This is a genomic window from Massilia suwonensis (assembly GCF_042655665.1).
GTDB lineage: Bacteria > Pseudomonadota > Gammaproteobacteria > Burkholderiales > Burkholderiaceae_D > Telluria > Telluria suwonensis.
The window spans coordinates 523741-545529 of the sequence record NZ_JBHSMR010000014.1 but is presented as its reverse complement, the minus strand read 5'-3'; the positions used below and the strand labels follow the sequence as shown (position 1 = coordinate 545529).

The following is a 21789-nucleotide window of genomic DNA, read 5'->3' as shown; positions in this document are numbered from 1 at the left end:
GCAGGCCCACGTGGCGGAATTGGTAGACGCGCATGGTTCAGGTCCATGTGCCGCGAGGTGTGGGGGTTCGAGTCCCTCCGTGGGCACCAAAGCTTTTCTGGTTGAAGTCTGGCCGGCGCAAAACGCCGCAATCTTTGCAAAAGGATTGCGGCGTTTTGCGTTGTAGTCTGCCCTTTTATCCTGCGGCCAGGTCGTCGAGGATCGGGCAGTCGGCGCGCTCGTCGCCATGGCAGGACGCCGCCAGCCTCGACAGCGTCCGCTTCATCGCCTCCATCTCCGCGATCTTCTTTTCCAGTTCCTCGATATGGCTGCGTGCCAGCGCGCGTACGTCGGCACTGGCGCGCGCCTTGTCCTGCCACAGCGCCAGCAATTCCCGAATCTGTTCCAGCGAAAACCCCAGCGCCCGCGCCCGGTGGATGAACTGCAGCACCTGCACGTCGCGCTGCGCGTAGAGGCGGTAACCGGCGTCGGTGCGGCGCGCGGCGTCGATCAGGCCGATGGATTCGTAATGGCGGATCATCTTGGCCGACACGCCGGACGCCTTCGCCGCCTCGCCGATATTCAGTGTATTCATGCCAGGCAGGATACACCTTCCCATCGTGGGAAGCTCAAGGCCAGCGCGATATGAGGTATGCTCGGGTCACGATGAAGACTTTCGCACGCCTGTCCGCGCTCGCATTCGCCGCCGTCCTGGCATCGGCTGCCGCCAAACCCGCGCCCTGGTACCAGTGGCGCAGCAAGGCGGACGGCCAGCTGGCCTGTTCGCAGACGCCGCTCGGCCCTGGCTGGGAGCGCGCGGCCGGGCCGTATCGGGATAGCCGTTGCGAAAAGCTCATCGTTGCTAAATAATAGATTTGTAGTTCGCAGGTCGCCGATCGCTATATCCATAGAAACGAGGAGACATTGATGTTCACGAGTCCGGAACAATTCGCATCCGCTACCAAGACCCTGTTTGACCTGCAAATGCAGACCTTTGACATGCTTGCCAACAAGACCGTCAAGGGACTGGAACAGGTGATGAACCTGAACATGGCCACCGCCCGCAGCACCATGGACAAGACGCTCGAAGCCAGCCGCGACCTGTCCCAGGCGCGCGACGCCCGCGCCGCCTTCGACGCCCTGTCGGCCCGCATGGCGCCGAACGTGGGCGACAGCGCCGAATACCGCGCCCAGCTGAAGGTCATCATCGACGACATGCAAAGCGAGTTTCGGCGCGCGGCCGACGTCCATGTGGCCGAGGCCAAGAGCACGCTGTCTGCGCTGATCTACGACGTCACCCAGAACGTCAAGCCAGGTTCGGAGAACGCCGTCGAAATCATCAAGGCCGCCATCGACAATGCCTTCAAAGGCTACGAACAGGTGACCCAGGCCACGCGCGCGGCCGTCAAGAATGTCGAGGAGCAGATCGCCAAGGCGTCCTCGCTCGTCAATCCTGGCGCCGACAAGCCGGCGGCGGATGCTTCCGCCGACAAACCGGCGCAATGATCGATCGTTAACGCAACAGGGCGGCTTGTGCCGCCCTGGAATATTCTTTCATTCAGCCGCCCTGCGTGAAAGAATATTTCACCCGCCGCCCTCTTCCTGCACGATCCCCAGCAGCTCCTCGACGTGAGCCAGTGCGCCCGCATCCTTCACCACCGTTTTCAGCCACAGGTGCAGCGGCTGCTCGCCCCAGCGCGCGGCCTTCTCCGCCAGGTAGGCGACTGGGCTGTGCGGCTCGGTCTGGCGGAAATAGTCGGCTACCGCGCGCAGCTGAGCGAGGGCCTGGGCGCGGCTGGCGATCGCACCGGCAACGACGGGCACGGCCACGCCCACGACCGCTGCGGAAGGTGCCGCGGCCGGCGTCATCGCCGCCGGCACCGTGGCGACCGCGGACGCGGCCGGCGTGACGAAATGCGCCAGGTTCTGCAGCGCCGTGCGCGCGCCGCTGAAGCCCGGTCCGTCCGCCTCGAAGCGCGCGTCGATCGCCGCTTCCATGTCGCCGAGCGCCGCCAGGCAGTGCCGGCAGTCGTCCAGCAGCGTTTGCTGGAAGGCGCGCGAGGTACGGCCGCGTGCCGCTTCCACGTTGGCGATCGCCTCCGCGCCATGGGCGCGCGCCGCTTCGATGTCGCGCATCGAAAAGGCCGTCCCTTCGGTCACCGGACATTCCGCGACCAGTTGCGGCACGCGCGCCGACAGCCAACTGAGGTTGCCGATGCGGCGCTCGAAACCGTCTTCGTCGGCGAGCGGATACAGGTCGTCCCAGTAGCGCTCGCACAGGGCGGCGATCACCTGCAGCGCGTCGCCCAGCAGACGCAGGCCGCCCGTCTTGGCGCTCGCCTCGGCCAGCCAGACGGCCAGCTGCAGGTCCTTGCTGCGCGTCTCGATCAGCAGCGCGCAGCGCTTGGTGACGAACTTCCAGTCCGCCTCCTTGAGCGTCGTGACCCAGGCGCCCTGCTCGATCGAGGGATCGTCGGCCTTGCGCGCCTGGGCGATCGCATCGAGTTCGGGCGAGAAGGCGAGGTCCTCGCCGCAGGGAGACGTCGGGCTGACGGGATTGAGTAAGGCGTCGACGGTGAACATGTCTTCTCCTTACGCGGCTTCGATCGCGTACTTGAACTTGCCCGCTTTGGTCGCGCCGACCTTGATGCGCGCGATGGCGCCGCCCTCGGCCATCCGGGCCAGCACGCTGTCGGCGATCTCGGGCAGCAGCGTGCCGTTCAGGATGGTGTCGACATTGCGCGCGCCCGAATCGACTTCGGTGCAGCGCGACAGCACCGCATTCACCAGCGCCTCGTCGTATTCGAAGGTGGCGCCATGGTTGTCGCGTACGCGCTGGCCGATGCGGTTCAGTTTCAGGCGGATGATATTGGCCAGCACCTCGTCCGCGATCGGGTAGAAGGGCACCGTGCACAGGCGGCCGAGGAAGGCCGGCTTGAACTGCTTCATCAGCTGCGGGCGGATCATCTCGTTGAGCTGCTCGGGTTTCGGCATCTCGGCCGGCGTCTTGTTCAGGCAGGCCTGCATCATCGTCGAAGACGCGGTGTTCGAAGTCAGGATGATGATCGTGTTGCGAAAGTCGATCTGGCGGCCCTCGGCGTCGTCCAATACGCCCTTGTCGAAGACCTGGAAGATCAGCATGGGATTTCCCAGAGGGTTTCTAATCGACACAGAAACGTCCATCTTAGGAGGTATGCCGTGCGCCCTACAGACGAAAATCAAGCAGGCTCGACAAGACCAAACCTGATGTCGTCGCGCCGCGGCGCCGGAGAAGAGAACATCCTCGCGATGCTGGAACGCGATTCGGCGCGGCGCCTGGGCCCGCGCATGTCGGGCGTGCGCCTGGCCTCCTACGGCGCGGCGGCGGCGCTGGCCGGCATCCTGGCCGGCGGCATCGCCTGGCTCGCCTACGACAACCACAAGAGCGCGCAGGAACTGCAGACCGCGCACGATACGGCCGACGTCGGCGTGCCGGTGGCGATTCCCGACGCCGCCGCACCGCCCCAGGCGCCGCCGGCAATCGCCGCCGCGCATCCGGTCGACGCGCCGCGCACCGCCCTCATCGTCGACGAATCCCCGCCCAAGCGCGAGGTCGCCGTCGCCAGCGCGGTGCCGCCGCTGGTGATGCTGCCGCCGCACGAAGTGAACGGCACGAAGCCGCCGCCGGCACCACCGGCGCAGGACAGCGTGCAGGCCAGGCCCGCCAAGCCGGAGCCCGTTCGCACGGTCGCACGCGTCGAGAAGAAAGCGGAGAAGACGGTAAAAGTCGCCTCCAACCCGACGAAAGCGGCGAAACCGTCGAAACCGGCTCAGGCGCGTAGCACCGCCCCTGCGAAAGCGAAAACCGGGAACAGCGCGCGGGCCCGCAAGCCTGCCGCGGCCGCCGACGCCCCGGTCGACAGCGACGTCGCCCTCATCTCCGCCATCATCCAGCACTCCGAGCGCCACCGCGGCGAGTCGAGCTGCAGCGGATCCAGGTGTCCATCGAAACCCGCCCGCCCCTGATGTGGCAAAAAACCACGGCAGCTCATCCATGCGGCCGAAAGGGTTGGGTCTTCGCACTGCGCGAGGCTATACTGTACATAAGCACAGTTGTCGCCTCACATCATGCACAGGGTTCTGGAAAACGAGTTTTATTACCTGGATAACTTCCAGAACGTCCTCGACTGGATCGGCGAGCGCTATCGCGACTTGCTGACCGACGAGGAGCAAGCCTTCATCGCCGCCTTCCCCACCCTGCCGCAAGCCGCACGCGCGCTCTTCGTGCGCATGGTCATGCGCAAGGGCGAGCTGTTCCGGGCCAGCAAGATGATCTACGCCGAGATCGGCTGCCCGGTCGAGGCGGCGCATCAGCTGCTGCCCAGCGGCTGGATCGCGCTCGATCCCGTACTGACGCTCGACGAACTGTTCGAACTGTTGGCCAAGCCGGAGATCGCCGCCGCCTTTGGTGACAAATTGCAGCAAAAGAGTGCGCGCAAGGCCGAGCAGCTCGAAGCCCTGCGCGAAGCATTCGGCGAGAGCCGCGCGTTTTCGAGCTGGTACGCCGGCTGCACCGACGTCGCCTTCCGCATCCTCGTGAAACCCCTTTGCGAGCGCCTGCGCCTGATCTTCTTCGGCAACCTGCGCCAGGACTGGACCGAGTTCGTGCTGGCCGACCTCGGCCTGTTCCGCTACGAGCAGGTCGAGTTCTCGCCCGCCTCGCGGGGTTTCCGCGACCGCCGCGACATCGACCATTACCTGCACCTGCACACATGCCGCGAACGCTTCGCCGAAGGGCTGGAGCCGATCGAGGACGTGCTGCAGGACCTGCCCCTGCAGCCCTTCGAGAATGACTGGCTCGACAGCCGGCGCGAAAAATTCCTGTTCCAGGTCGGCCAGCACGTCGAGAAGCTGCAGGACTGGCCGCGCGCGATCGACATCTACACCCAATGCGGCTACCCCGGCGCCCGCGGACGCGCGATCCGGGTGCTGGAAAAGGCCGAGCGCTATTCGGAGGCCTGGCAGCTGCTGCAGGAAGCGGAAAGCGCGCCGGAAAACGACGCCGAGCGCCAGCACCTGTCGCGCATGAAGCCGCGCCTGGCGCGTAAACTCGGCCATCCGAAGGCGATCGCTCCCCGCCCGCCGGCCCCGGTGCGCCTCGACCTGCGCCTGCCGGTGCCGGGCGACGGTCCCTGGGTCGAGGGCGCGGTGCGCGACTACCTCGGCAGCGAGGCGGCGCCCGTGTTCTACGTCGAGAACATGCTGGCGAACGCCCTGTTCGGCCTGCTGTGCTGGCGCGCGATCTTCGCCGCGATTCCCGGCGCCTTCTTCCACCCCTTCCACCGCGCGCCCGCCGACCTGTACAGCCTGGACTTCCACCAGCGCCGCGCCGCCGAATTCGCCGATTGCCTGGCCCAGTGCGAGGACGGCCGCTACCGCGCCACCATCCTCGCCCACTTCGAGGAAAAGGCCGGCATCTCCGCGCCCTTCGTGGCCTGGGAATACCTCGACCGCCCGCTATTGGAGCTGGCGCTCGACTGCATCCCCGCCGCCCACGTGAAGCGCTGGTGCGAACGCATCCTGGCCGACCTGAAGGCGAACCGCACCGGCTTCCCCGACCTGATCCAGTTCTTCCCCGACGAGCGGCGCTACCGCATGATCGAAGTGAAGGGGCCGGGCGACCGCCTGCAGGACAACCAGCTGCGCTGGATCGAGTACTGCGCCCAGCACGACATGCCGGTGGCCGTGTGCTACCTGCAGTGGGAGCAGGCCGCTTGAGCGAGGCGCAGTATGTCGTCGCGGTACGAGCGCTATGCGAATTCACGGCCAAGCGCGGTGATCTCGACCTGCGCTTCACGCCCTCGCCCACGGCCCAGGAAGGCATGGCCGGCCACGCGGTCGTCACCGCGCGCCGCGGTGCCGGCTATCAGACCGAAGTCTCGCTGAGCGGCGACTACGGTCCCCTGCACGTGCGCGGCCGCGCCGACGGCTACGATCCCGAGCAGAACCTGATCGAGGAGATCAAGACCTACCGCGGCCAGCTGTCCTCGATGCCGGACAACCACCGCCACCTGCACTGGGCCCAGGTGCGCGTCTACGGCCACCTGCTGTGCGCCGCGCGCGGGCTGGACCAGGTCGAGCTCGCGCTGGTGTACTACGAAATCGGCAGCGGTTTAGAAACCTCCCTGCGCGAGACGCGCAGCGCGGCCGAGTTGAAAGCGCTGTTCGAGGAAGCCTGCAGCCGCTTTGTCGCGTGGGCCGAGCAGGAATTGCGCCACCGCGAGGCGCGCGATGAGGGCTTGCTTGCGCTGCGCTTTCCCCATGCCGACTTTCGTCCCGGCCAGCGCCAGCTCGCCGAAGCCGTGTTCAAGGCGAATGCATCGAAGCGCTGCCTGCTGGCCCAGGCCCCGACCGGCATCGGCAAGACCATCGGCAGCCTGTTCCCGGTGCTGAAGGCGGCGCCGAGCCAGCGCATCGACAAGATCTTCTTCCTCGCCGCGAAGACCCCGGGCCGCCAGCTCGCGCTCGACGCGACCAGGACGCTGTGCGCGCACGCCCCCGAACTGCCGCTGCGCGTGCTGGAACTGACGGCGCGCGACAAGGCCTGCGAGCATCCGGACAAGGCCTGCCACGGCGACGCCTGTCCGCTGGCGCAGGGCTTTTACGACCGCCTGCCGGCCGCGCGCCAGGCCGCACTCGAGGTGCCGATGCTGGACCGCGCCGCCCTGCGCGAAGTCGGCCTGGCCCACGACGTCTGCCCGTATTACCTGGGCAGCGAGATGGCGCGCTGGACCGACATCGCGGTCGGCGACTACAACTATTATTTCGACGGCAGCGCGATGCTGTACGCACTGGCCCAGGCCAACGGCTGGCGCGCCAGCGTGCTGGTCGACGAAGCCCACAACATGGTCGCCCGTGCGCGCTCGATGTATTCGGGCGAGCTCGATCGCGCCGCCCTGCGCGCCGCCCGAGCCGGCGCGCCGCCGCTGGTGAAGAAGGCGTTGACGCGGATCGGCCGCGTCTGGGCCGAGATCGACGGGTCCGCTCCGCTGCCCTACCAGGTGCTCGACACGCCGGGCGACAAGCTGCTCGACGCCCTCACCGGCGCCACCAGCGCGATCAACGACTTCGTCGCCGAGAACCCCGGCGCGCTCGACCCGGACCTGCAGCGCTTCCACTTCGACGCCCTGCAGTTCACCCGCCTGGCCGAATCCTTCGGCGAGCATTCGGTGTACGACCTGACGCGCCAGCGCAATGAAAAGGACAGCCTGCTCTGCATCCGCAACGTGGTGCCGGCGTCGTTCCTGAAACCCCGCTTCGAACAGGCGCATTCCGTGACCCTGTTCTCGGCCACCCTCAGCCCCTGGCATTATTTCGCCGACCTGCTCGGCCTGCCCGAGGACAGCGGCTGGGTCGACGTCGAATCGCCCTTCCACGCCGGCCAGCTGAAAGTGCACATCGCGGCGCGCATCTCGACGCGCTACCAGCACCGCGCCGCCTCGCTGGCGCCGATCGCGCGCCTGATGGCGGACCAGTATGCCCAGGCGCCGGGCAACTACCTGGCCTTCTTCAGCAGCTTCGACTACCTGGAGCAGGCCGCGAACCTGTTCGCCGAACTGCATCCGGACGTACCCATCTGGCGCCAGGAGCGGCGCATGAGCGAGCCCGAACGCGCCGCTTTCCTCGCGCGCTTTCATCCCGAAGGCCGCGGCATCGGCTTCGCGGTATTGGGCGGCTCCTTCGGCGAAGGGATCGACCTGCCGGGCGCGCGCCTGATCGGCGCCTTTGTCGCCACCCTCGGCCTGCCGCAGCTGAACCCCGTCAACGAACAGCTGCGCGCGCGCATGCAGGCGATGTTCGGCGCCGGCTACGACTACACCTATTTATATCCCGGCCTGCAGAAGGTGGTGCAGGCGGCCGGGCGCGTGATCCGCACCGAGCAAGACCAGGGCGTGGTCTACCTGATCGACGACCGCTTCGACCAGCCGGCAGTGCGCGCCCTGCTTCCACGCTGGTGGCAGGTGGATCGCATCGCCGACTGATCAGCTTAGCAGGTCGCGCACCTTCTGGTAGCCGCTGCGGCTGACCGGCACCCGCTTGCCGTCCTTCAGGACCGCGCACCAGCTGTCCTTGCTCGTGGCCTCGATGCGTTCGATCGCGCCGACGTTGACGATGTAGGAGCGGTGCACGCGCAGGAACAGCGCCGGATCGAGGCCCTGCTCGAGTTCGGCCATGCGTCCGTTCTTCAAATGCGTGCGTCCGCCCGCGCTGATCTGGACATAATCGTCCTGCGCCTCGATCCAGTCGATGCTTGCCGCCGGGACCACGTGCACGCGGGCGCCGTCGCGGATCAGGACGCGCTCGAGCGGGCCGTTGCGGCGCGCCGCCTCCTGGGCCACCGCCTCGACCTGTTCGGGCGGCGTCGTGCGCGCGCGAACGCTGTCCAGTGCCTGGGCCAGGCGCTCGCGGCTGAAGGGCTTCAGCAGGTAGTCGATCGCGCGCACCTCGAAGGCTCTCAATGCGAACTGGTCGTAGGCCGTAACGAACACGTATTGCGTGCGGGCGCCCGCCAGTTCCACCACCTCGAAGCCGTCGAGTTTCGGCATCTGGATGTCGAGGAAGACCAGGTCCGGCTGCAGTTCGGCGATCGCCTTGACCGCTTCGAAGCCGTTCGCGCATTCGGCCACGATCTCGATGCCCGGATGCGCGGCCAGGTATTCGCGCAAGAGTGCGCGCGCCAGGAATTCGTCGTCAACGATGATGACACGCATAATTCAGCTCTCCGTGATGGGCTTGGTTTCGATGGGCAAGGCGATGTCGACCCGGAACTGCGCGTCGAAGCGCGCCCAGTGCACGCTCGCCTCGTGTGCATAGGTCGCCAGCAGGCGCTGGCGCACGTTGGCCAGGCCGATGCCGCAGCCGCTGCCGGTTGGCGCGGCATCGTCCTCGTCGGCGTCGTTCTCGACCCGGATGCGCAGCAGCGCGCCCGCGCATTCGGCAGCGATGCGCACCGTGCCGCCGTCCAGGCGATTGCCGATGCCGTGCTTGACCGCGTTTTCGACCAGCGGCTGCAGCAGCATCGGCGGCAGCAGGCACTGCCCCGCGCCTTCGCCGATGGCTTCCTCGAAGCGCAGGCGTGCACCGAAGCGCACCTGTTCGATCGCGAGGAAGGCGCGCACCAGCGCGATCTCCTCATTCAGCGCGACCTTGCGCTGCGCGTCCATGCCCAGGCTGCGGCGCAGGAAGTCGGACAGCTGCAAGGTCATGCCGCGCGCGCGGCCCGGGTCGATCGAGGTGAGCGCGCTGATCGAGTTCAGGCTGTTGAACAGGAAGTGGGGATCGATCTGAGTGCGCAGCATGCGCAGCTCGGCTTCCTGCGCCGCCAGCTTCATCTCCAGCTCGCGCCGCTCGAAAGTGCGCGCACGCTCGAACTCCAGGCCCAGGTAGTGGGCCACGGCGCTCAGGCCGTACAGGATCACGCCGAGCCCGAACATCAGGGCCGCGAAGGGACGCGTCATGGCCGGCATGCCCGTGACCAGGCCGCGCAACGCGTCGGCGAAGCCGCCGCCGGCCGCCGTCCAGAGCGCGCTGGCGCACACGGCGCTGCAGGTGAACACGCCCAGCACCGCGTACAGCGGCTTGCCGGCCAGCGGATAGGCGCGGCACAGGTAGTAGGAGGAAAAGCCGCTGGCGCAGCCGTACACCAGCGCCAGCGGCACGGCGAACAGCAGGCTCGCGCCCCAGGGCGCGTCGCCGGCCGCCACCATCAGGCCGGCCAGCAAGGCGCCCAGCAAGGCCCAGGCGGCCAGATAGAGCGCGGTGCTGCGGCGGTTTCCCGGCGCCCCGATCATCAGTTACGCACTTCCACGCCGCCCATGATCGCGTAACCGCGCACGACCAGGCGCTTGCTGTTGTCCGGCGGGGCGATCGTCTTCTCTTCGAAGCCGCCCAGGATCGGCGTGCCCTCCAGGATGATGGTCCAGTCGGGCGGCACCTTCAATGTGACGCCGCCCCAGAACGCGAACACGTGGATCACCGCTTCGCCTGCGATCGAGGCGTCGCGCATGTCGAGCGCGCAGCCGCCCATCACCGCGGTCACTTCGCCGCCGCGAAAGTCCTTGCTGTGCACGCGGCGCTCGAAGCCGCCCAGCACCGCCGTCACGTCGACGGTCCGGGCCGATGGGTCCACGCTCTCCTGAACGCTGTCCTTGCCGTCCTTGCCGTCCACGACCGCCACGCCGAAGCGCGCCGTCGGCCGGCCGGTCATGGCCCGGTAGACCACCATCGCGCCGACGGCGATCAGGATCAGCGGCCAGAAGGCGCGCCAGGAAAAATAGATGATGCCGAGGCGGTGCAGGATCATCGTCACGCCAATGCCGATGCCGGCCAGGCCGACCAGGTAGCCGTCCGGGCTGGTGGTGTCGAGCAGCTTGGCCACGCCTGCGAAGATGAAGATCATCGGCCAGAACGCGAGGGCGTCGTGCAGGTCGATGATGTCGAGGTTATCGAGCAGGAACAGCAGGCCGACGGCGATCACCAGCACGCCCATCAGGACCTGGCTGGTCATGCCCCGGTTGGCGCGGCGTGCGGCCCGTTGTGCGCGGCGCGCGGCGCGGCGCTCGGCGTAGCTTTGGTCATGCATGGTCATTCTCCTTCGATTGCGGGAAACGGCGCTGGACGAAAGGCGACAGCACCAGCTGCAGGCCGGCCATCAGCAGGAACAGCGGCCAGCTGTTGCCGAAGGTGAGGCCGAACAGGCCCTCGAACACCGCGAACAGCCACAGGCCGACGAAGATCGTCCACAGCCCGCCCTTGAATTCGCGCGCGCTCGGATAGCCGATGGTCTGGTTGATGCCGGCCACGACCAGCAGCAGCGGCCAATAATGCCAGAACGTGGACGCGTCGACGAGATCGGCGCGGTCCAGCAGGAAGATCACGCCCAGCCCGATCAGGACCAGTCCCCACATCAATTGCTTGCGTGCCGTGTAGCTGCGTTCGGTACTCATGTCGCCCTCCGTGTTGTGATGGTCGGACGATACCGGGGCCCGGCAGAGGAGGAAAGCGCCTTTCGGCGAATGGCGGCGCCGGGTCGGCGAATGGCGAAGAAATCGGCGAACGGCGCTGTGCGCAAACCCGAATCGGAGGCAAGGGACGAAAAAAAGCCCGCCTTACGGGCGGGCCGTGTACTGCCAGGGAAAAGCGGGCGAAATCAGGCGAAATCAGGCAGATTCGGACAGGTTCATCGGCGGCTGGCCTTTGACCTGGTTGCGGTATTTGGCGCGCGCGGTGGCCTGCTTGACGGCCTCGCGTTCGATGTTGGTGCGGCGGATGTCGAGACGTTCGTCCTTGCCGCGGTGCTGGGCTTCGTGTTTGTTACCAATACGCTTGGTCATGTGCTTCTCCTCTATGAAAACGATGTGCCCGGAAGATGGGTCACCATGCGGATCACGACCGGCCGGTGCCGAGCTTCAGGTCCGCCGGCATCAGCATACCCCAGCCAAGCTGGCGCCGGATTTCTTCAGGCGTCGGCGGCGGTTGCGGATCGCGCGTCCGGCGCGCGAGGTATTCGCGGACCAGGTGCTTCGGGGGATTCTTGGTCGTGGCAGACATGGGGCCTCCGCTTCCGGTTTTTATGAGCCGCCGCCACCTGGCGCCGGCTGGAATCTGGTGCCGATCCTCGAGGCGACCGGCTAACCTGTTGAGGTATTTGGCAGGCCTGCAGAACGAATTCGCTGGCGCCTCACTCACACGGCTTCATCATATCGAACGCATAAGATCCGGACCGTTAGATGCCGCACACTCGCTCTACGGATGAGCGGCCAAACTGGCGCGTCGTGTTGTAGGACCAGGCATACACGGGCGCAAAAAAGGGAGCCGCAGCTCCCTTCGCGGCTCCCTTGTCGACGAGACCCTGGCGGCGCGCTTCACTTCGCGCTGGCAGGCTCCCCCGGGCTTTCCACCAGCTTCACGGCCTCGATGCTCATGCCCGAGGACTTGCACATGCCTTCGCAGCCCAGGTCGAAGCGCCAGCTGTGGCGCGGGCAGACCACGTTCATGTCGTCGTCGATGAGGGCATAGGCCAGGTCGCCGCCCTGGTGCGGGCAATAGCGGTTGATTTCGTATTTCTGCCCGCGGTGCTCGATGACGATCCGTTCCTTCGACAGGTTCAGGTTCTGCAGCAGCGACTGGCGCAGGTTCGATTCGTCGGCGAAGAGGAAGATGTTGGCCAGCGTGTTGTACACGTCGGGCACCCGCTGGACGCGCGCCTGCATGCTCAGCACGATGTCCTGCCAGCGGTCCGCGCCGCACATCAGCGAGAAGTAGCGGGTGTCGGCCGTGATGGTCTCGCAAGGCGCGCCCGGCTCCTGCGACTGCAGCAGCTTGTTGTTTGCCAGGTCGGCCACCAGCCAGTCTTCTTGCGACGGGCCCCAGTTGAAGGCGACCGCCGGCGTATCGGGCGGCAAGGCGATCCCGGCGATCAGGTCCAGCCGGCGTTGCAGCACCTGCGCAAAGCGCTCCTTCGAGAAGCCGTCGCGCAGTTCCTGCCACACGTCGCGATGCGTGGCGCGGTAGTGCGCGAGTTCGTCGGGCGTGGGGCCGGGAATGGGCGTGCGGCTGCTGTCCATCGCCACGCGCTCGCCCGGACGCGGATACACGACCTTATGAACGCCGTTCTGCGCCAGGTATTTGCCCAGCTCGTCCTGGTGGACGAAGATCGTGCCCTCGCCGCTGTTCAATGCCGGATCGAGGAAGGGAAAGAAGGCCGGCCCCGCGGCCGGCACGAACTGGCGCGGCGCCAGGATCTTTATGCCGGTCAGCACGTTGCGCAATTTGGCGAGCACTTTCCTCTTGGCGAGCAGGCGCCGTTGGCCCTCGGGCAAGTCGAAGCATGCCGGGTGCCAGTTGGCTCCCGAATACTGCACGCTGTAGTAATCGATCTCCCCCAGCTCGTTCTTGAGCATGCGCAGCCGGTCGAAGAGCTTGCAGTCGTTCTGGTTGAAGAAGGTCAGGCCGGGGGCTTGCACGAAAATCGCGCTGTCGTGGTTGATGCCGCTGTCGTCGATGAAGATGCGCAGGCGGATGCCCTTCCCGACCGATTCGCCCTCGGCCAGCTCGACCGCGCGCAGGCCCATGCCGCACAGGGCATCCAGCAGGAACTTGTCCTTGTAGGCCGGGATGTACACGGTGCAGTCGGGATGGGCGGCGAACAGCGCCAGCGTCGACTGGTCGAAGTGGTCCTGGTGTTCGTGCGTCAGGAAAATGGCGAGCGCCTTGCCGGTACAGCGTTCCACGACCTCGCCGCGCAGGTGCCCGTTGGGCGGCCACTGGTGCCAGCTGCCGAAGAATGCCCCGGTGTCGTTCAGCCACGGGTCGATCAGCAAGGCCTCGGTGTCGGTTTCGACGAGGAAGCAATTGTGCCCCCAGAATGTGAGTTCGGCGTTCATATGGGAACCGGGAGGTGGAAGGAGGCTCATACACTAGTCCTCAATCGACGTCCGGACTTGAGCCGGCGTAAACGCTGCCCTGCGCCGCCGCGTCCCGTTTGATAGCGCGCAAGGCATGCGCATCCCGCTTCGCAAAGAAAAAGCCCCCAACAACCGTCGCCGGCCATTGGGGGCAATCCGGGGAGCGCGCTCCCCGTTCAGCTTGCCAGCCTGCCTGTCAGAACTTGTACTTCAGGTTCAGGTAGAACTGGCGGCCGATCACGTCCAGCTTTTGCTGCTCTTCTTCGCTGTAGCGATAGTAGGCACGCTTGACGTTGGTCAGGTTGGTCGCGTCGAACGAGACAATCAGGTTCGGCGAGATGTTGTAGCTGGCGTTGAAGGCCAGCGTCGTCACCGGTGCTGCCATGGTCGGCGCCGCGAACATCAGGATGCCATTGACGAGCGACTTGTTGTTCGTCGAGTTCGGCGTCGGGGCGGTCGTCGTGTTCACGTACTCGCTGCGATAGTTCGCCACCAGGCGCGCCGACAGGCGGTCGTTCTCGAAGTAGGCGCCCAGGTTGGCCGCGTATTCGGAAGCACCCGTCATCGGACGGCCGTCGTCGACCTTGGTCTTGGCGCGGCTGACGTTCGAGGTGAAGCCGAAAGGCGTGTTGCCGAAGGGCTGCTCGTAGGACAGTTCGATGCCTGCGATCTTCGCGCCCTGCTGCAGCGAGCTGTTGACGGCGAAGGTCTTCAGGATGCTGTCGCGCGGGTCGACCAGTTCGACGCTGTCCGCACCGGGCGAGCCGGTCTTCGGATAGCCATCGATCTTTGAGTAGAAGACATTCACGGCAACCATCGACCGGCGTGCGAAATACCATGCCCACGAAGCATCGATATTCTTCGCGACCATCGGTCCGAGGTTCGGGTTCGGGCCGTTGACGGTACAACCGGTGACGAGGCAGGTGGCACCGCTGTAGCCGGCGCCCAGCAGGTTGTAGTTCTGGCGGCCCAGGGTCTTGCTGGCGCCGAAGCGCGCGATCATGTCCTTGGTCAGCTCGTAGCGCAGGTTCAGGCTCGGCAGGTAGTTGTCGAAGGTCTGGTCGGTCGGCCGCTTGTAGTACACGACGCCGGCCAGTGGATTGAACACCGTGTCGTCATAGTATTGCACGCCCTCGCCCACGGTCGTCAGCGCGGTCGGGAAGGCCGGGCAAGGAATTGCCGGCTCGTTCGGCGCGGAACGGGCGCAGGCGCCTGTCGGCAGCGGAATCGGAACCTGTGCATTGACCCGGGTACGGACGAAACGCATGCCGATGTTGCCCGACAGGCGATCCATTTCCAGGTTGGCCATCACGTAGGCCGCGCTCTGGCGTTCGCGCATGTCGAGTTCGCTCGCAGCGCGGCGTTCCCAGTCGGGCGAGGTCGCCTTGCTGTTGGCGGCGAAATACGCCTTCAGCGCGTCCGGGGTCAGGGTCCAGCTGGTATTGTCCCAGCCGTTAGGGCCGTCCAGGCCGGCGCCGAAGTCCGATGGATACGGGATCCAGGTGTCTGCGCCGGTCGGTGCGTTGGTCGCCAGCACGCTGCTGCGCAGCTGCGGGAAGCGGCGTGCGCTTTCGCGGCGGTGGTCGGCGTAGCGAATGCCGGTCTCGATCGACTGGAACAGGCCTTTTTCCAGACGGTATTCCGCATCCAGTTGCAGGCTGCTTTCCTTGTCGGTCGTCTTCACGCCGGAAGCGGCGCGTCCGGTCAGGGCGAAGCCGCTGCCGTCGGCGTTGCGGCCCGGGACATTCGGACCGGTGCCGTAGTACTGCACGAAAGGCGCATCGCGCAGGCTGCCGAGTGCGTACGAGACGCCGGTGCCGTAGCGGGTGTAGGTCAGACCCTGGTCGAGGCCGGTCTCGCCGACGCCGCGGGTGGTCGAGAACAGCGTTTTGAGGGTCAGGTCCTGGTTGACGCGGTATTTGGCGTCCAGGTCGAGGAAGGCGCTGCTCGACTTCGCGCCGTCGCGGTAGGCGCCTTCGGTTTCGCCGATATATTGCGGCGGGGTGCCGGTCGGGTACAGGATGTCCGCACTCTTGAGCACGCGCAGCTTGTCGCCGTACAGCGTGGTTTCCTCGACGATCACCGGATTCTTGATCTGTGCGTAGACGCGCTGGCCATTGACCGAGGTCGGGGTGGTGCCGCCCGTCGGGCCAGCCTCGCCGCGCAGCATGCTGAACATGGCGCCGGCATTCAGGCGGCCGAAGTTGTTCGCTTTCATGCCCGAGTGGAAGCCGGTCATGGTCACGTCGAGGTCGCTGTTCGGCTTGAACTGGACCGAGAACATGCCGCCCTTGCGGTCACGCACGCTCTCCACGAATTCCGTGCTCATCGAACCCGGCAGGCGCACGCCGTTCAGCTCGGCCGCCGTGTAGCCGCTGCCGGCCAGCGAGGCATCGGTAATGCCGAGCATTTTGGAGGTGTCGATCACGTCCCAGCCGCTGCCGCCCGCATAGGCGAAGCGCGATACGGAATCGCGGCGCACATGGCGCTTTTCGGCGAAGCCCTGCACGATCACGCCGACCGTACCTGCTTCGTTCTTCCAGTTGACGGTGGCGTTCATGTCCGGCGCAGCGCGGCCCGGCAGGTCCGCATAGCTCACGCCGCCGCTGATGACGCCGCTCAGGCGCTCTTTCTGCGACAGCGGCTTGCGCGTCGTTACATTGATGGTGCCGGCCAGGCCGCCGTCGACGATATTCGCCTGCGAGGTCTTGTAGACCACGGCCTGGTTCAGCACGTGCGAAGGCATCAGCGACAGGCTGGTCGAGCGGCTGCTCGACAGCTGGTCGGCAACGTACCAGTCGCCGCCGGACACCGTGTGGCCATTGAAGATGATCAGGGTCATGTCGGCGTTCGTGCCGCGCATCGACACTTTTTCCGCCTCGTCGTAGTCGGTCCGCACCGCCACACCGGACAGGCGCTGCAGCGAGTCGGCCAGGTTCTTGTCCGGCATCTTGCCCACGTCTTCGGCCGTGATGACCTCGACGTTGGCGGTCGCATTCTTCTTGACGCTCAAGGACTTCGCCATCGAGGCGCGGATGCCGGTGACTTCGACGGTCTGCATCGGTGCTTCGGCGTCTGCCGTCTGCGCCATCGCCGGCAAGGCGGCCAGGCTCCACAGCGCCATCGAAACGGCGGCTGCCAGGGGCTTCTGTTTGAACATGCTCTCTCTCCTGATATAAGTATGTGTACTGCGGGCGGCGGCGGACGAGCGCGGCCATATTGATAGTATTGGCTATAAGTTAATTATTGGAAAATTACTTGTGATCCCGCAGCCATAACTTGAAGGAATGTTCGACTTGTACAACATCAGGTGATGGATGGCCGACAGATTGTTATTGTCAAATTCCGTGTGGCCGCGTTAGCGTGTTGAAAACACAACACGGAGATTCGTTCATGCGCTTCATTCCCCTGCTGCTCGCCGCCGCCACGCTGGGCGGCTGCGCCAGCCAGACCACTTCGCCGCCCGCCGGGACGGCGCCGGCCGCCCCGGTGGCGATCGACACCATCCTCCAGAAGCAGATCTATCAAATGACGCCGGTCGAAGCCGGGCGCTACGTGGCCTGGGTCCACGCCGCCGAGCCCGACCTGCGCCACCGCATCGCCGCCATCGGGCGCAAGAACCTGGGTCAACCCTACCTGCTGAACCTGCTGGGCGAGTTTCCCTTCGAAGTCCACGACGATTTGCCGATGTTCAGCCTCGAACGAAGCGATTGCGTCGTATTCGCGGAACACACCTATGCGATGGCCTTGTCGCGCTCCTGGGAAGAATTTTTCTGGATGCTGCAACGCATCCGTTACCGCGACGGCGTGATCGGCGTCGCCACCCGAAACCATTACACCGAGATGGACTGGAACGTCGCCAACAACTGGCTCGTCACCGACATCAGCGCCGAACTGGCGGGCGCGAACGGACCGAGCTATGGCATGCGGGTCGACCGCGCGCGCTTCCTCAGGACGCGCCACAACACCGAACGCGACATCCCGGTCGAAACCAGCCGCCAGAGCTATGTGCCCAAGGAGCAGGTCGCGGCCATCGCCGCTCAGCTGCGGGAAGGCGATTTCGTCAACGTGATCTCGACCCGCGACGGCGAGCACTGGGCCTCGCACGTCGGCTTGGTGGTGCTCGGAGCGAACGGCGAGCGCCATTTCCTGCATTCGCAAGAGCCAAAGGTGCGCGAGGAAAGCTTCGATTCCTTCATCGCCCGCGCCGCCGAGCGCGAAGCGCGCAATGCACGCGAAGGCAAGAACGGCCAGCGCCTGGCCGGCTTCAAGTTCCTGCGCCTGAACGACAACATCGTGGTGCCGCCCATGGCGCCGCAGCCCCGTCCGGGGGCCTGATCCGCCCTGCTGCGCGGCGCCTGCGACAGGCGCCCGCAGCCGGCGACCTTTCTTCTCGCTGCCGCCCCAGTGCCGCAGCGCTTGCCTGTCACTGGCCGACATCCCGGCTCCTCCCGCGCCGTACGCATGAATGCTTCGTGCGCTTACGGCCGTCTCTCTTTTTCCGCACAATTGTTTTTAAATATATTCCTATCGGAAATCTATTGCCGGCCGGATTTCGATTTATTTCCAAATTACATTTCCTAAATTAAATAAACAGCCAGTTTCGTTTTAATTCGCAATTCGTGGTTGAGCAGGGTCAAACTCAGCAATCCGGCTGAAGCAGATAATAAATTTACTCAACAACGATAGTAGCTTTTTAAGGGATTATATTTTCCTGTTGATTATTTCCGAGGGAATCTTTCTTTCTCTTCCGCGCGCTTTCTATTTCATTACGCACTGCCATTTCGACGCGCAACGCCTTTACCGATCCCATTGCAACTATCCGACGAGTAACGCGCATCATGCCAACCTTTTCGAACCGTGTATTAAGCCAGTTTTGCGCCGGAATGGTATCGCTGCATCGGACCACCAAAATAGTACTGATGGTCTGCATCGATCTGGTCGCCTTGCCATTATGTTTTCTGATCGCGATGTTATTACGCGGCGGCGATTTAAAACTCGCCTCCCATTATGGCCCCGCCTCGTACCTGATCGTGGCCCTGGTGACGATCGCCGCTTTTTCGATGTCCGACCTGTATCGCGCGGTGATTCGCTTTATCGACGGCCGCTTATTGAGCGCGACCGGATTTGCACTCGGCATCGCGGTATTGTGCGCTTATGTCGTGCTGTTCGCGATTAACGACGCCATGTTCCCGCGCAGCGCGCTCGCGATTTACTGGTTCATCGTTTTTTCCTATGTCGTCACCTCGCGTATCGGCATGCGTAATTTCCTGCGCAACCACAGCACGCGCCGGCCGGCCTCGGATGCCGTCGCCATTTACGGCGCCGGCGAAGCCGGGGCGCGCCTAGCGCAAACCATGCGCAACAGCGACGAATACCGCCCGGTCTGCTTTTTCGACGACAAGCGCGCCTTGAACGACCGCACCATCGCCGGACTGCGCGTGTTCCACACCGACCGCCTGGCCGACCTGGTCAGCGCCCACGGCATCCGCACCGTCGTCATCGCCGTCCCCGGCATGCCGCCGGAACGCCTGCGCGACATCATGCAGCGCCTTGCCGGGGCCGGCGTCACCACCAAGATCCTGAGCCGGCTGGTCGACCTGGCCGACGACCGGACCCGCCCGCGCGACTCGATCCGCGAACTGAAGTTCGAAGACCTGCTCGGCCGCCCGCCGGTCCCGCCGCGGCTTGACCTGTTCGCCCGCTGCGTCCGCGGCAAGACCGTGCTCGTCACCGGCGCCGGCGGTTCCATCGGCAGCGAACTGTGCCGCCAGATCGTCACGCTCGGCCCGGCCCGCCTGCACCTGCTCGATCATTCCGAGTTCGCGCTGTACACCATCCGCCAGGAACTCAGCACCCGCTTCCCGGACCTGCGCATCGACGCCCACCTGGGCTCGGTCTGCAATGCCGACCTGGTCGAGCGCGTCCTGTCCGACGGCCACATCGACACGGTCTATCACGCCGCCGCCTACAAGCACGTGCCGCTGGTCGAAACCAACATCGTCGAAGGCCTGCGCAACAACGTGCTGGGCGCCCAGGTCATCGCCGCCGCCTGCGCCGCCCACCACGTCGAAACCTGCGTCCTGATCTCGAGCGACAAGGCGGTACGCCCGACCAACATCATGGGCGCCAGCAAGCGTATTGCCGAGCTGATCTTCCAGGCGGCCGCGGCCAGGCACGACGGGCAAACGACCTTCTGCATGGTCCGCTTCGGCAATGTGCTCGGCTCCTCGGGTTCCGTCATTCCCCTGTTCCAGCGTCAGATCGCACGCGGCGGGCCCCTGACCATCACCCACCCCGACGTGACGCGCTACTTCATGCTGATCCCCGAAGCGGCCCAGCTGGTCATCCAGGCCGGCGCCATGGCCAAGGGCGGCGACGTGTTCGTCCTCGACATGGGCGAACCGGTACGCATCGTCGAGCTGGCGCGCACGCTGCTCGCCATGTCCGGCCTGACCGAGAAGACGCCGCAGCACCCCGACGGCGACATCGAAGTGAAGTTCGTCGGCCTGTTCCCGGGCGAAAAGCTGCACGAGGAGCTGCTGACCGACGGCACCGTCTTCCCCAGCGAGCACCCGCGCATCATGCGCATGAAGGAAAACGCCCTGCGCCCGAGTGTCCTCGAGACCTGCATCACCTGCCTGATGATGGCCTGCGAAACGCACGAGCGCGGCATGATCGAATCGATGGTCAAGGCCATCGTCAGCGAATACACGCCCCAGCTTCCGGCCAGCACGCCGGCACAAGCTCCCGAACCCGAACTCGAATCGGGCAAGGCACGGCTGAGTCTCATCCACAAATTCGTGCCCTTCCGTATCTAGCGGCAGCACCCCTTCTCCACCCACCCACCACTTAAAGTTGGCGAGGAACACATGCGCGACGAACAACAATCGGCCCACCTGCAGCAGCTCACTGCCAAACTGCGCGACCGCACGGCGGTCATCGGCATCATCGGACTCGGCTACAGGGTGTTGAAATGCCCTTTCAGATCGGCCGCCGGTTCGTCGGCGGCGTTCATGGAAGAGCGCGGATCGAAGGGGATGCTCAGGATCGGCGGATGGTGCGGCACATGCGTCATCGGAAGATGGTCGGTCGGTTTGGTCATAGCTTGTCTCCGATGTTCACGGGCGGTTGGTGACGCTGACCGCGGAGGTAAGCGCACCGGGGAACAGAAGGCTGAGATGGCGGTTCCAGTTCGCCAGTGGCGAGGCGGCGACGTAGACCACGTCTTTCGGACGCAGTTCGAAGGACTCGGCCATGGCCAGCGAGCCGGTCAGGCGGGCGTCGAGCTGAAAGACGCGCGTGCGTTCCGGCGTCTTGCGGACGACATAGATCTGGCGCGCGTCGCCGCTCAAGGGGCTGATGCCGCCCGTCTCGCCGAGCGCTTCATTGAGCGTCAGCCGGCCGTTGTGCATCGTCAGCGCCTTCGGCTGAACGACTTCACCCGAGACGAAGACCTTGCTTTCGTCGCGCGAGTGCACCCGCACGACGTCGCCCGGGGCCAGCATGATGTTGCCCGGGTTGATGCCCTTTTGGACCAGGTCGCGCAGGTTGATGCTGTAGCGCGCATCGCCCCGCTCGAGCGCAATGCGGCTCTGGTCGGCCGTCGGCAGCAGGCCGCCGGCCCGGTTCAGCGCTTCGACCAGGGTCATCGGGATATCGTTGATCGCCTGCAGGCCGGGCTGCTTGACTTCGCCGTCGATGTAGACCCGTTTGCTGCGATAGGCCTGGACGCGCAGCGTGATGTTCGGGTTGGCGATGTAGCGCGCCAGCTTTTGCGTCAGCAGCGCACGCGCCGCGTCCTCGGTCAGGCCTTCGACCGGCAGCAGGCCGGCGAAGGGAAACTGGATGCGGCCCTGGTGGTCGACCACGAAGCCCGGCTGCGGCGCATTCGAGTTGCTGTTGGCCCCTGTGCCAGCGGCGTCGGCTGCGGCGGTGGCCGCCGTGACGCCGCCGCCTGCCAGCTCAGGGTGGTCCCAGACGACGATGGCCAGGACGTCGCCTCGCCCGATGGTGTAAGGCGGCGGGTGCGGCACCATCAGGCGCGACAGGTTCTGTTCGCCCTGCTGTGCACTGGAGCGCTTCTCGGCCGCGATCAGCTCTTCGGTAATCATTTCGGTCGGCGGCGCGGGCTCGGCGTTGCCCTTGCTGTCTTGTGCATGGAACTGCAGGCCGGTGGTGCAGCCGGCCAGCACGAATGCGGTTGCCACGGCGACTAAGCGCCAACGCAAAATTTCTGTTGGAAAATTCATGACCTGGCCCGTGAATTGGACTGCCGTTATATTGCTGACTAACTCAGCGTACGGCGTTCATCACAGGCGGCTTTGCTGCATATCAAACGGCAGACTTAGTCGAGGCGGGTACG

The 21789-nt window shown here is 65.4% G+C and carries 20 protein-coding genes, 1 tRNA gene and 1 pseudogene; 8 read left to right on the top strand and 14 right to left on the bottom strand.

The genetic code is table 11. From position 1 onward, the window contains the following. Positions 1-4: 4 nt before the first annotated feature. Positions 5-89 (top strand) — tRNA-Leu (locus ACFPQ5_RS22865). 86 nt (positions 90-175) lie between these two features. On the opposite strand, the gene cueR is transcribed toward ACFPQ5_RS22865, so the two are convergent. Beyond that, a complete protein-coding gene (gene cueR, locus ACFPQ5_RS22860) occupies positions 176-565 on the bottom strand; it encodes a Cu(I)-responsive transcriptional regulator (RefSeq protein WP_379761402.1) in 390 nt (129 codons plus the stop codon). Between the two features lie 80 nt (positions 566-645). On the opposite strand from cueR, the gene ACFPQ5_RS22855 reads away from it, so the two are divergent. Beyond that, positions 646-849 (top strand): hypothetical protein, encoded by a 204-nt coding sequence (locus ACFPQ5_RS22855; protein WP_379761138.1) that lies wholly within the window; start codon positions 646-648, stop codon positions 847-849. A 57-nt stretch (positions 850-906) separates the two neighbouring features. Further along, entirely contained in the window at positions 907-1485 is a 579-nt protein-coding gene (gene phaP, locus ACFPQ5_RS22850; RefSeq protein ID WP_379761136.1) for a TIGR01841 family phasin, read from the top strand. A 78-nt stretch (positions 1486-1563) separates the two neighbouring features. On the opposite strand, the gene tssA is transcribed toward phaP, so the two are convergent. Next, complete coding sequence (gene tssA / locus ACFPQ5_RS22845) at positions 1564-2562, bottom strand: type VI secretion system protein TssA (RefSeq protein ID WP_379761134.1); 999 nt, start codon at positions 2560-2562, stop codon at positions 1564-1566. A 9-nt stretch (positions 2563-2571) separates the two neighbouring features. Further along, positions 2572-3117: pseudogene (locus ACFPQ5_RS22840) on the bottom strand (AAA family ATPase); the annotation flags it as partial. Positions 3118-3225: 108 nt separating this feature from the next. Here ACFPQ5_RS22840 and ACFPQ5_RS22835 point away from each other — a divergent pair. The 3 genes from ACFPQ5_RS22835 (at position 3226) to ACFPQ5_RS22825 (ending at position 8000) form a co-directional block, all read left to right on the top strand. Continuing rightward, positions 3226-3984, top strand: coding sequence for a hypothetical protein (locus tag ACFPQ5_RS22835; protein ID WP_379761132.1), 759 nt, complete (start codon positions 3226-3228; stop codon positions 3982-3984). Positions 3985-4086: 102 nt separating this feature from the next. After that, positions 4087-5736 carry a VRR-NUC domain-containing protein gene (locus ACFPQ5_RS22830; protein WP_379761130.1) on the top strand — a complete coding sequence of 550 codons (1650 nt, stop codon included), beginning with the start codon at positions 4087-4089 and terminating at the stop codon, positions 5734-5736. Then, positions 5733-8000: a helicase C-terminal domain-containing protein gene (locus tag ACFPQ5_RS22825; protein WP_379761128.1), complete on the top strand. Its 2268-nt coding sequence runs from the start codon at positions 5733-5735 to the stop codon at positions 7998-8000. Before ACFPQ5_RS22830 ends, ACFPQ5_RS22825 begins: the two co-directional genes overlap by 4 nt. Here ACFPQ5_RS22825 and ACFPQ5_RS22820 read toward each other — a convergent pair whose 3' ends face one another. The 8 genes from ACFPQ5_RS22820 to ACFPQ5_RS22785 form a co-directional block, all read right to left on the bottom strand. Continuing rightward, positions 8001-8729, bottom strand: a complete 729-nt coding sequence (locus ACFPQ5_RS22820; protein WP_379761126.1) for a LytR/AlgR family response regulator transcription factor — start codon at positions 8727-8729, stop codon at positions 8001-8003. 3 nt (positions 8730-8732) lie between these two features. Further along, a complete protein-coding gene (locus ACFPQ5_RS22815) occupies positions 8733-9809 on the bottom strand; it encodes a sensor histidine kinase (protein ID WP_379761124.1) in 1077 nt (358 codons plus the stop codon). Beyond that, a complete protein-coding gene (locus ACFPQ5_RS22810) occupies positions 9809-10600 on the bottom strand; it encodes a LiaI-LiaF-like domain-containing protein (RefSeq protein ID WP_379761122.1) in 792 nt (263 codons plus the stop codon). The genes ACFPQ5_RS22815 and ACFPQ5_RS22810 overlap by 1 nt, the downstream gene beginning before the upstream one ends. Beyond that, on the bottom strand, positions 10593-10964 hold the full coding sequence (locus ACFPQ5_RS22805) for a LiaF transmembrane domain-containing protein (RefSeq protein ID WP_379761120.1): 372 nt from the start codon (positions 10962-10964) through the stop codon (positions 10593-10595). Before ACFPQ5_RS22805 ends, ACFPQ5_RS22810 begins: the two co-directional genes overlap by 8 nt. Positions 10965-11177: 213 nt before the next feature. Further along, positions 11178-11351: a hypothetical protein gene (locus tag ACFPQ5_RS22800; protein WP_379761118.1), complete on the bottom strand. Its 174-nt coding sequence runs from the start codon at positions 11349-11351 to the stop codon at positions 11178-11180. A gap of 52 nt (positions 11352-11403) precedes the next feature. Beyond that, complete coding sequence (locus tag ACFPQ5_RS22795) at positions 11404-11568, bottom strand: hypothetical protein (protein ID WP_168710087.1); 165 nt, start codon at positions 11566-11568, stop codon at positions 11404-11406. 314 nt (positions 11569-11882) lie between these two features. Beyond that, positions 11883-13433 (bottom strand): Rieske 2Fe-2S domain-containing protein, encoded by a 1551-nt coding sequence (locus ACFPQ5_RS22790; RefSeq protein WP_379761115.1) that lies wholly within the window; start codon positions 13431-13433, stop codon positions 11883-11885. 187 nt (positions 13434-13620) lie between these two features. Next, positions 13621-16584 (bottom strand): TonB-dependent receptor, encoded by a 2964-nt coding sequence (locus ACFPQ5_RS22785; RefSeq protein ID WP_379761113.1) that lies wholly within the window; start codon positions 16582-16584, stop codon positions 13621-13623. Between the two features lie 233 nt (positions 16585-16817). Here ACFPQ5_RS22785 and ACFPQ5_RS22780 point away from each other — a divergent pair, with 233 nt between their 5' ends. Further along, positions 16818-17762, top strand: a complete 945-nt coding sequence (locus ACFPQ5_RS22780; RefSeq protein WP_379761111.1) for an N-acetylmuramoyl-L-alanine amidase-like domain-containing protein — start codon at positions 16818-16820, stop codon at positions 17760-17762. 358 nt (positions 17763-18120) lie between these two features. On the opposite strand, the gene ACFPQ5_RS22775 is transcribed toward ACFPQ5_RS22780, so the two are convergent. Next, positions 18121-18357 carry a hypothetical protein gene (locus ACFPQ5_RS22775; protein ID WP_379761109.1) on the bottom strand — a complete coding sequence of 79 codons (237 nt, stop codon included), beginning with the start codon at positions 18355-18357 and terminating at the stop codon, positions 18121-18123. On the opposite strand from ACFPQ5_RS22775, the gene ACFPQ5_RS22770 reads away from it, so the two are divergent. Beyond that, positions 18347-20245, top strand: coding sequence for a polysaccharide biosynthesis protein (locus ACFPQ5_RS22770; RefSeq protein ID WP_379761107.1), 1899 nt, complete (start codon positions 18347-18349; stop codon positions 20243-20245). The two genes, ACFPQ5_RS22775 and ACFPQ5_RS22770, sit on opposite strands and share 11 nt — an antisense overlap. A gap of 140 nt (positions 20246-20385) precedes the next feature. On the opposite strand, the gene ACFPQ5_RS22765 is transcribed toward ACFPQ5_RS22770, so the two are convergent. Beyond that, a complete protein-coding gene (locus ACFPQ5_RS22765; protein ID WP_379761105.1) occupies positions 20386-20529 on the bottom strand; it encodes a hypothetical protein in 144 nt (47 codons plus the stop codon). Between the two features lie 16 nt (positions 20530-20545). Continuing rightward, positions 20546-21634: a polysaccharide biosynthesis/export family protein gene (locus ACFPQ5_RS22760; RefSeq protein ID WP_379761103.1), complete on the bottom strand. Its 1089-nt coding sequence runs from the start codon at positions 21632-21634 to the stop codon at positions 20546-20548. Positions 21635-21789 lie beyond the last annotated feature (155 nt).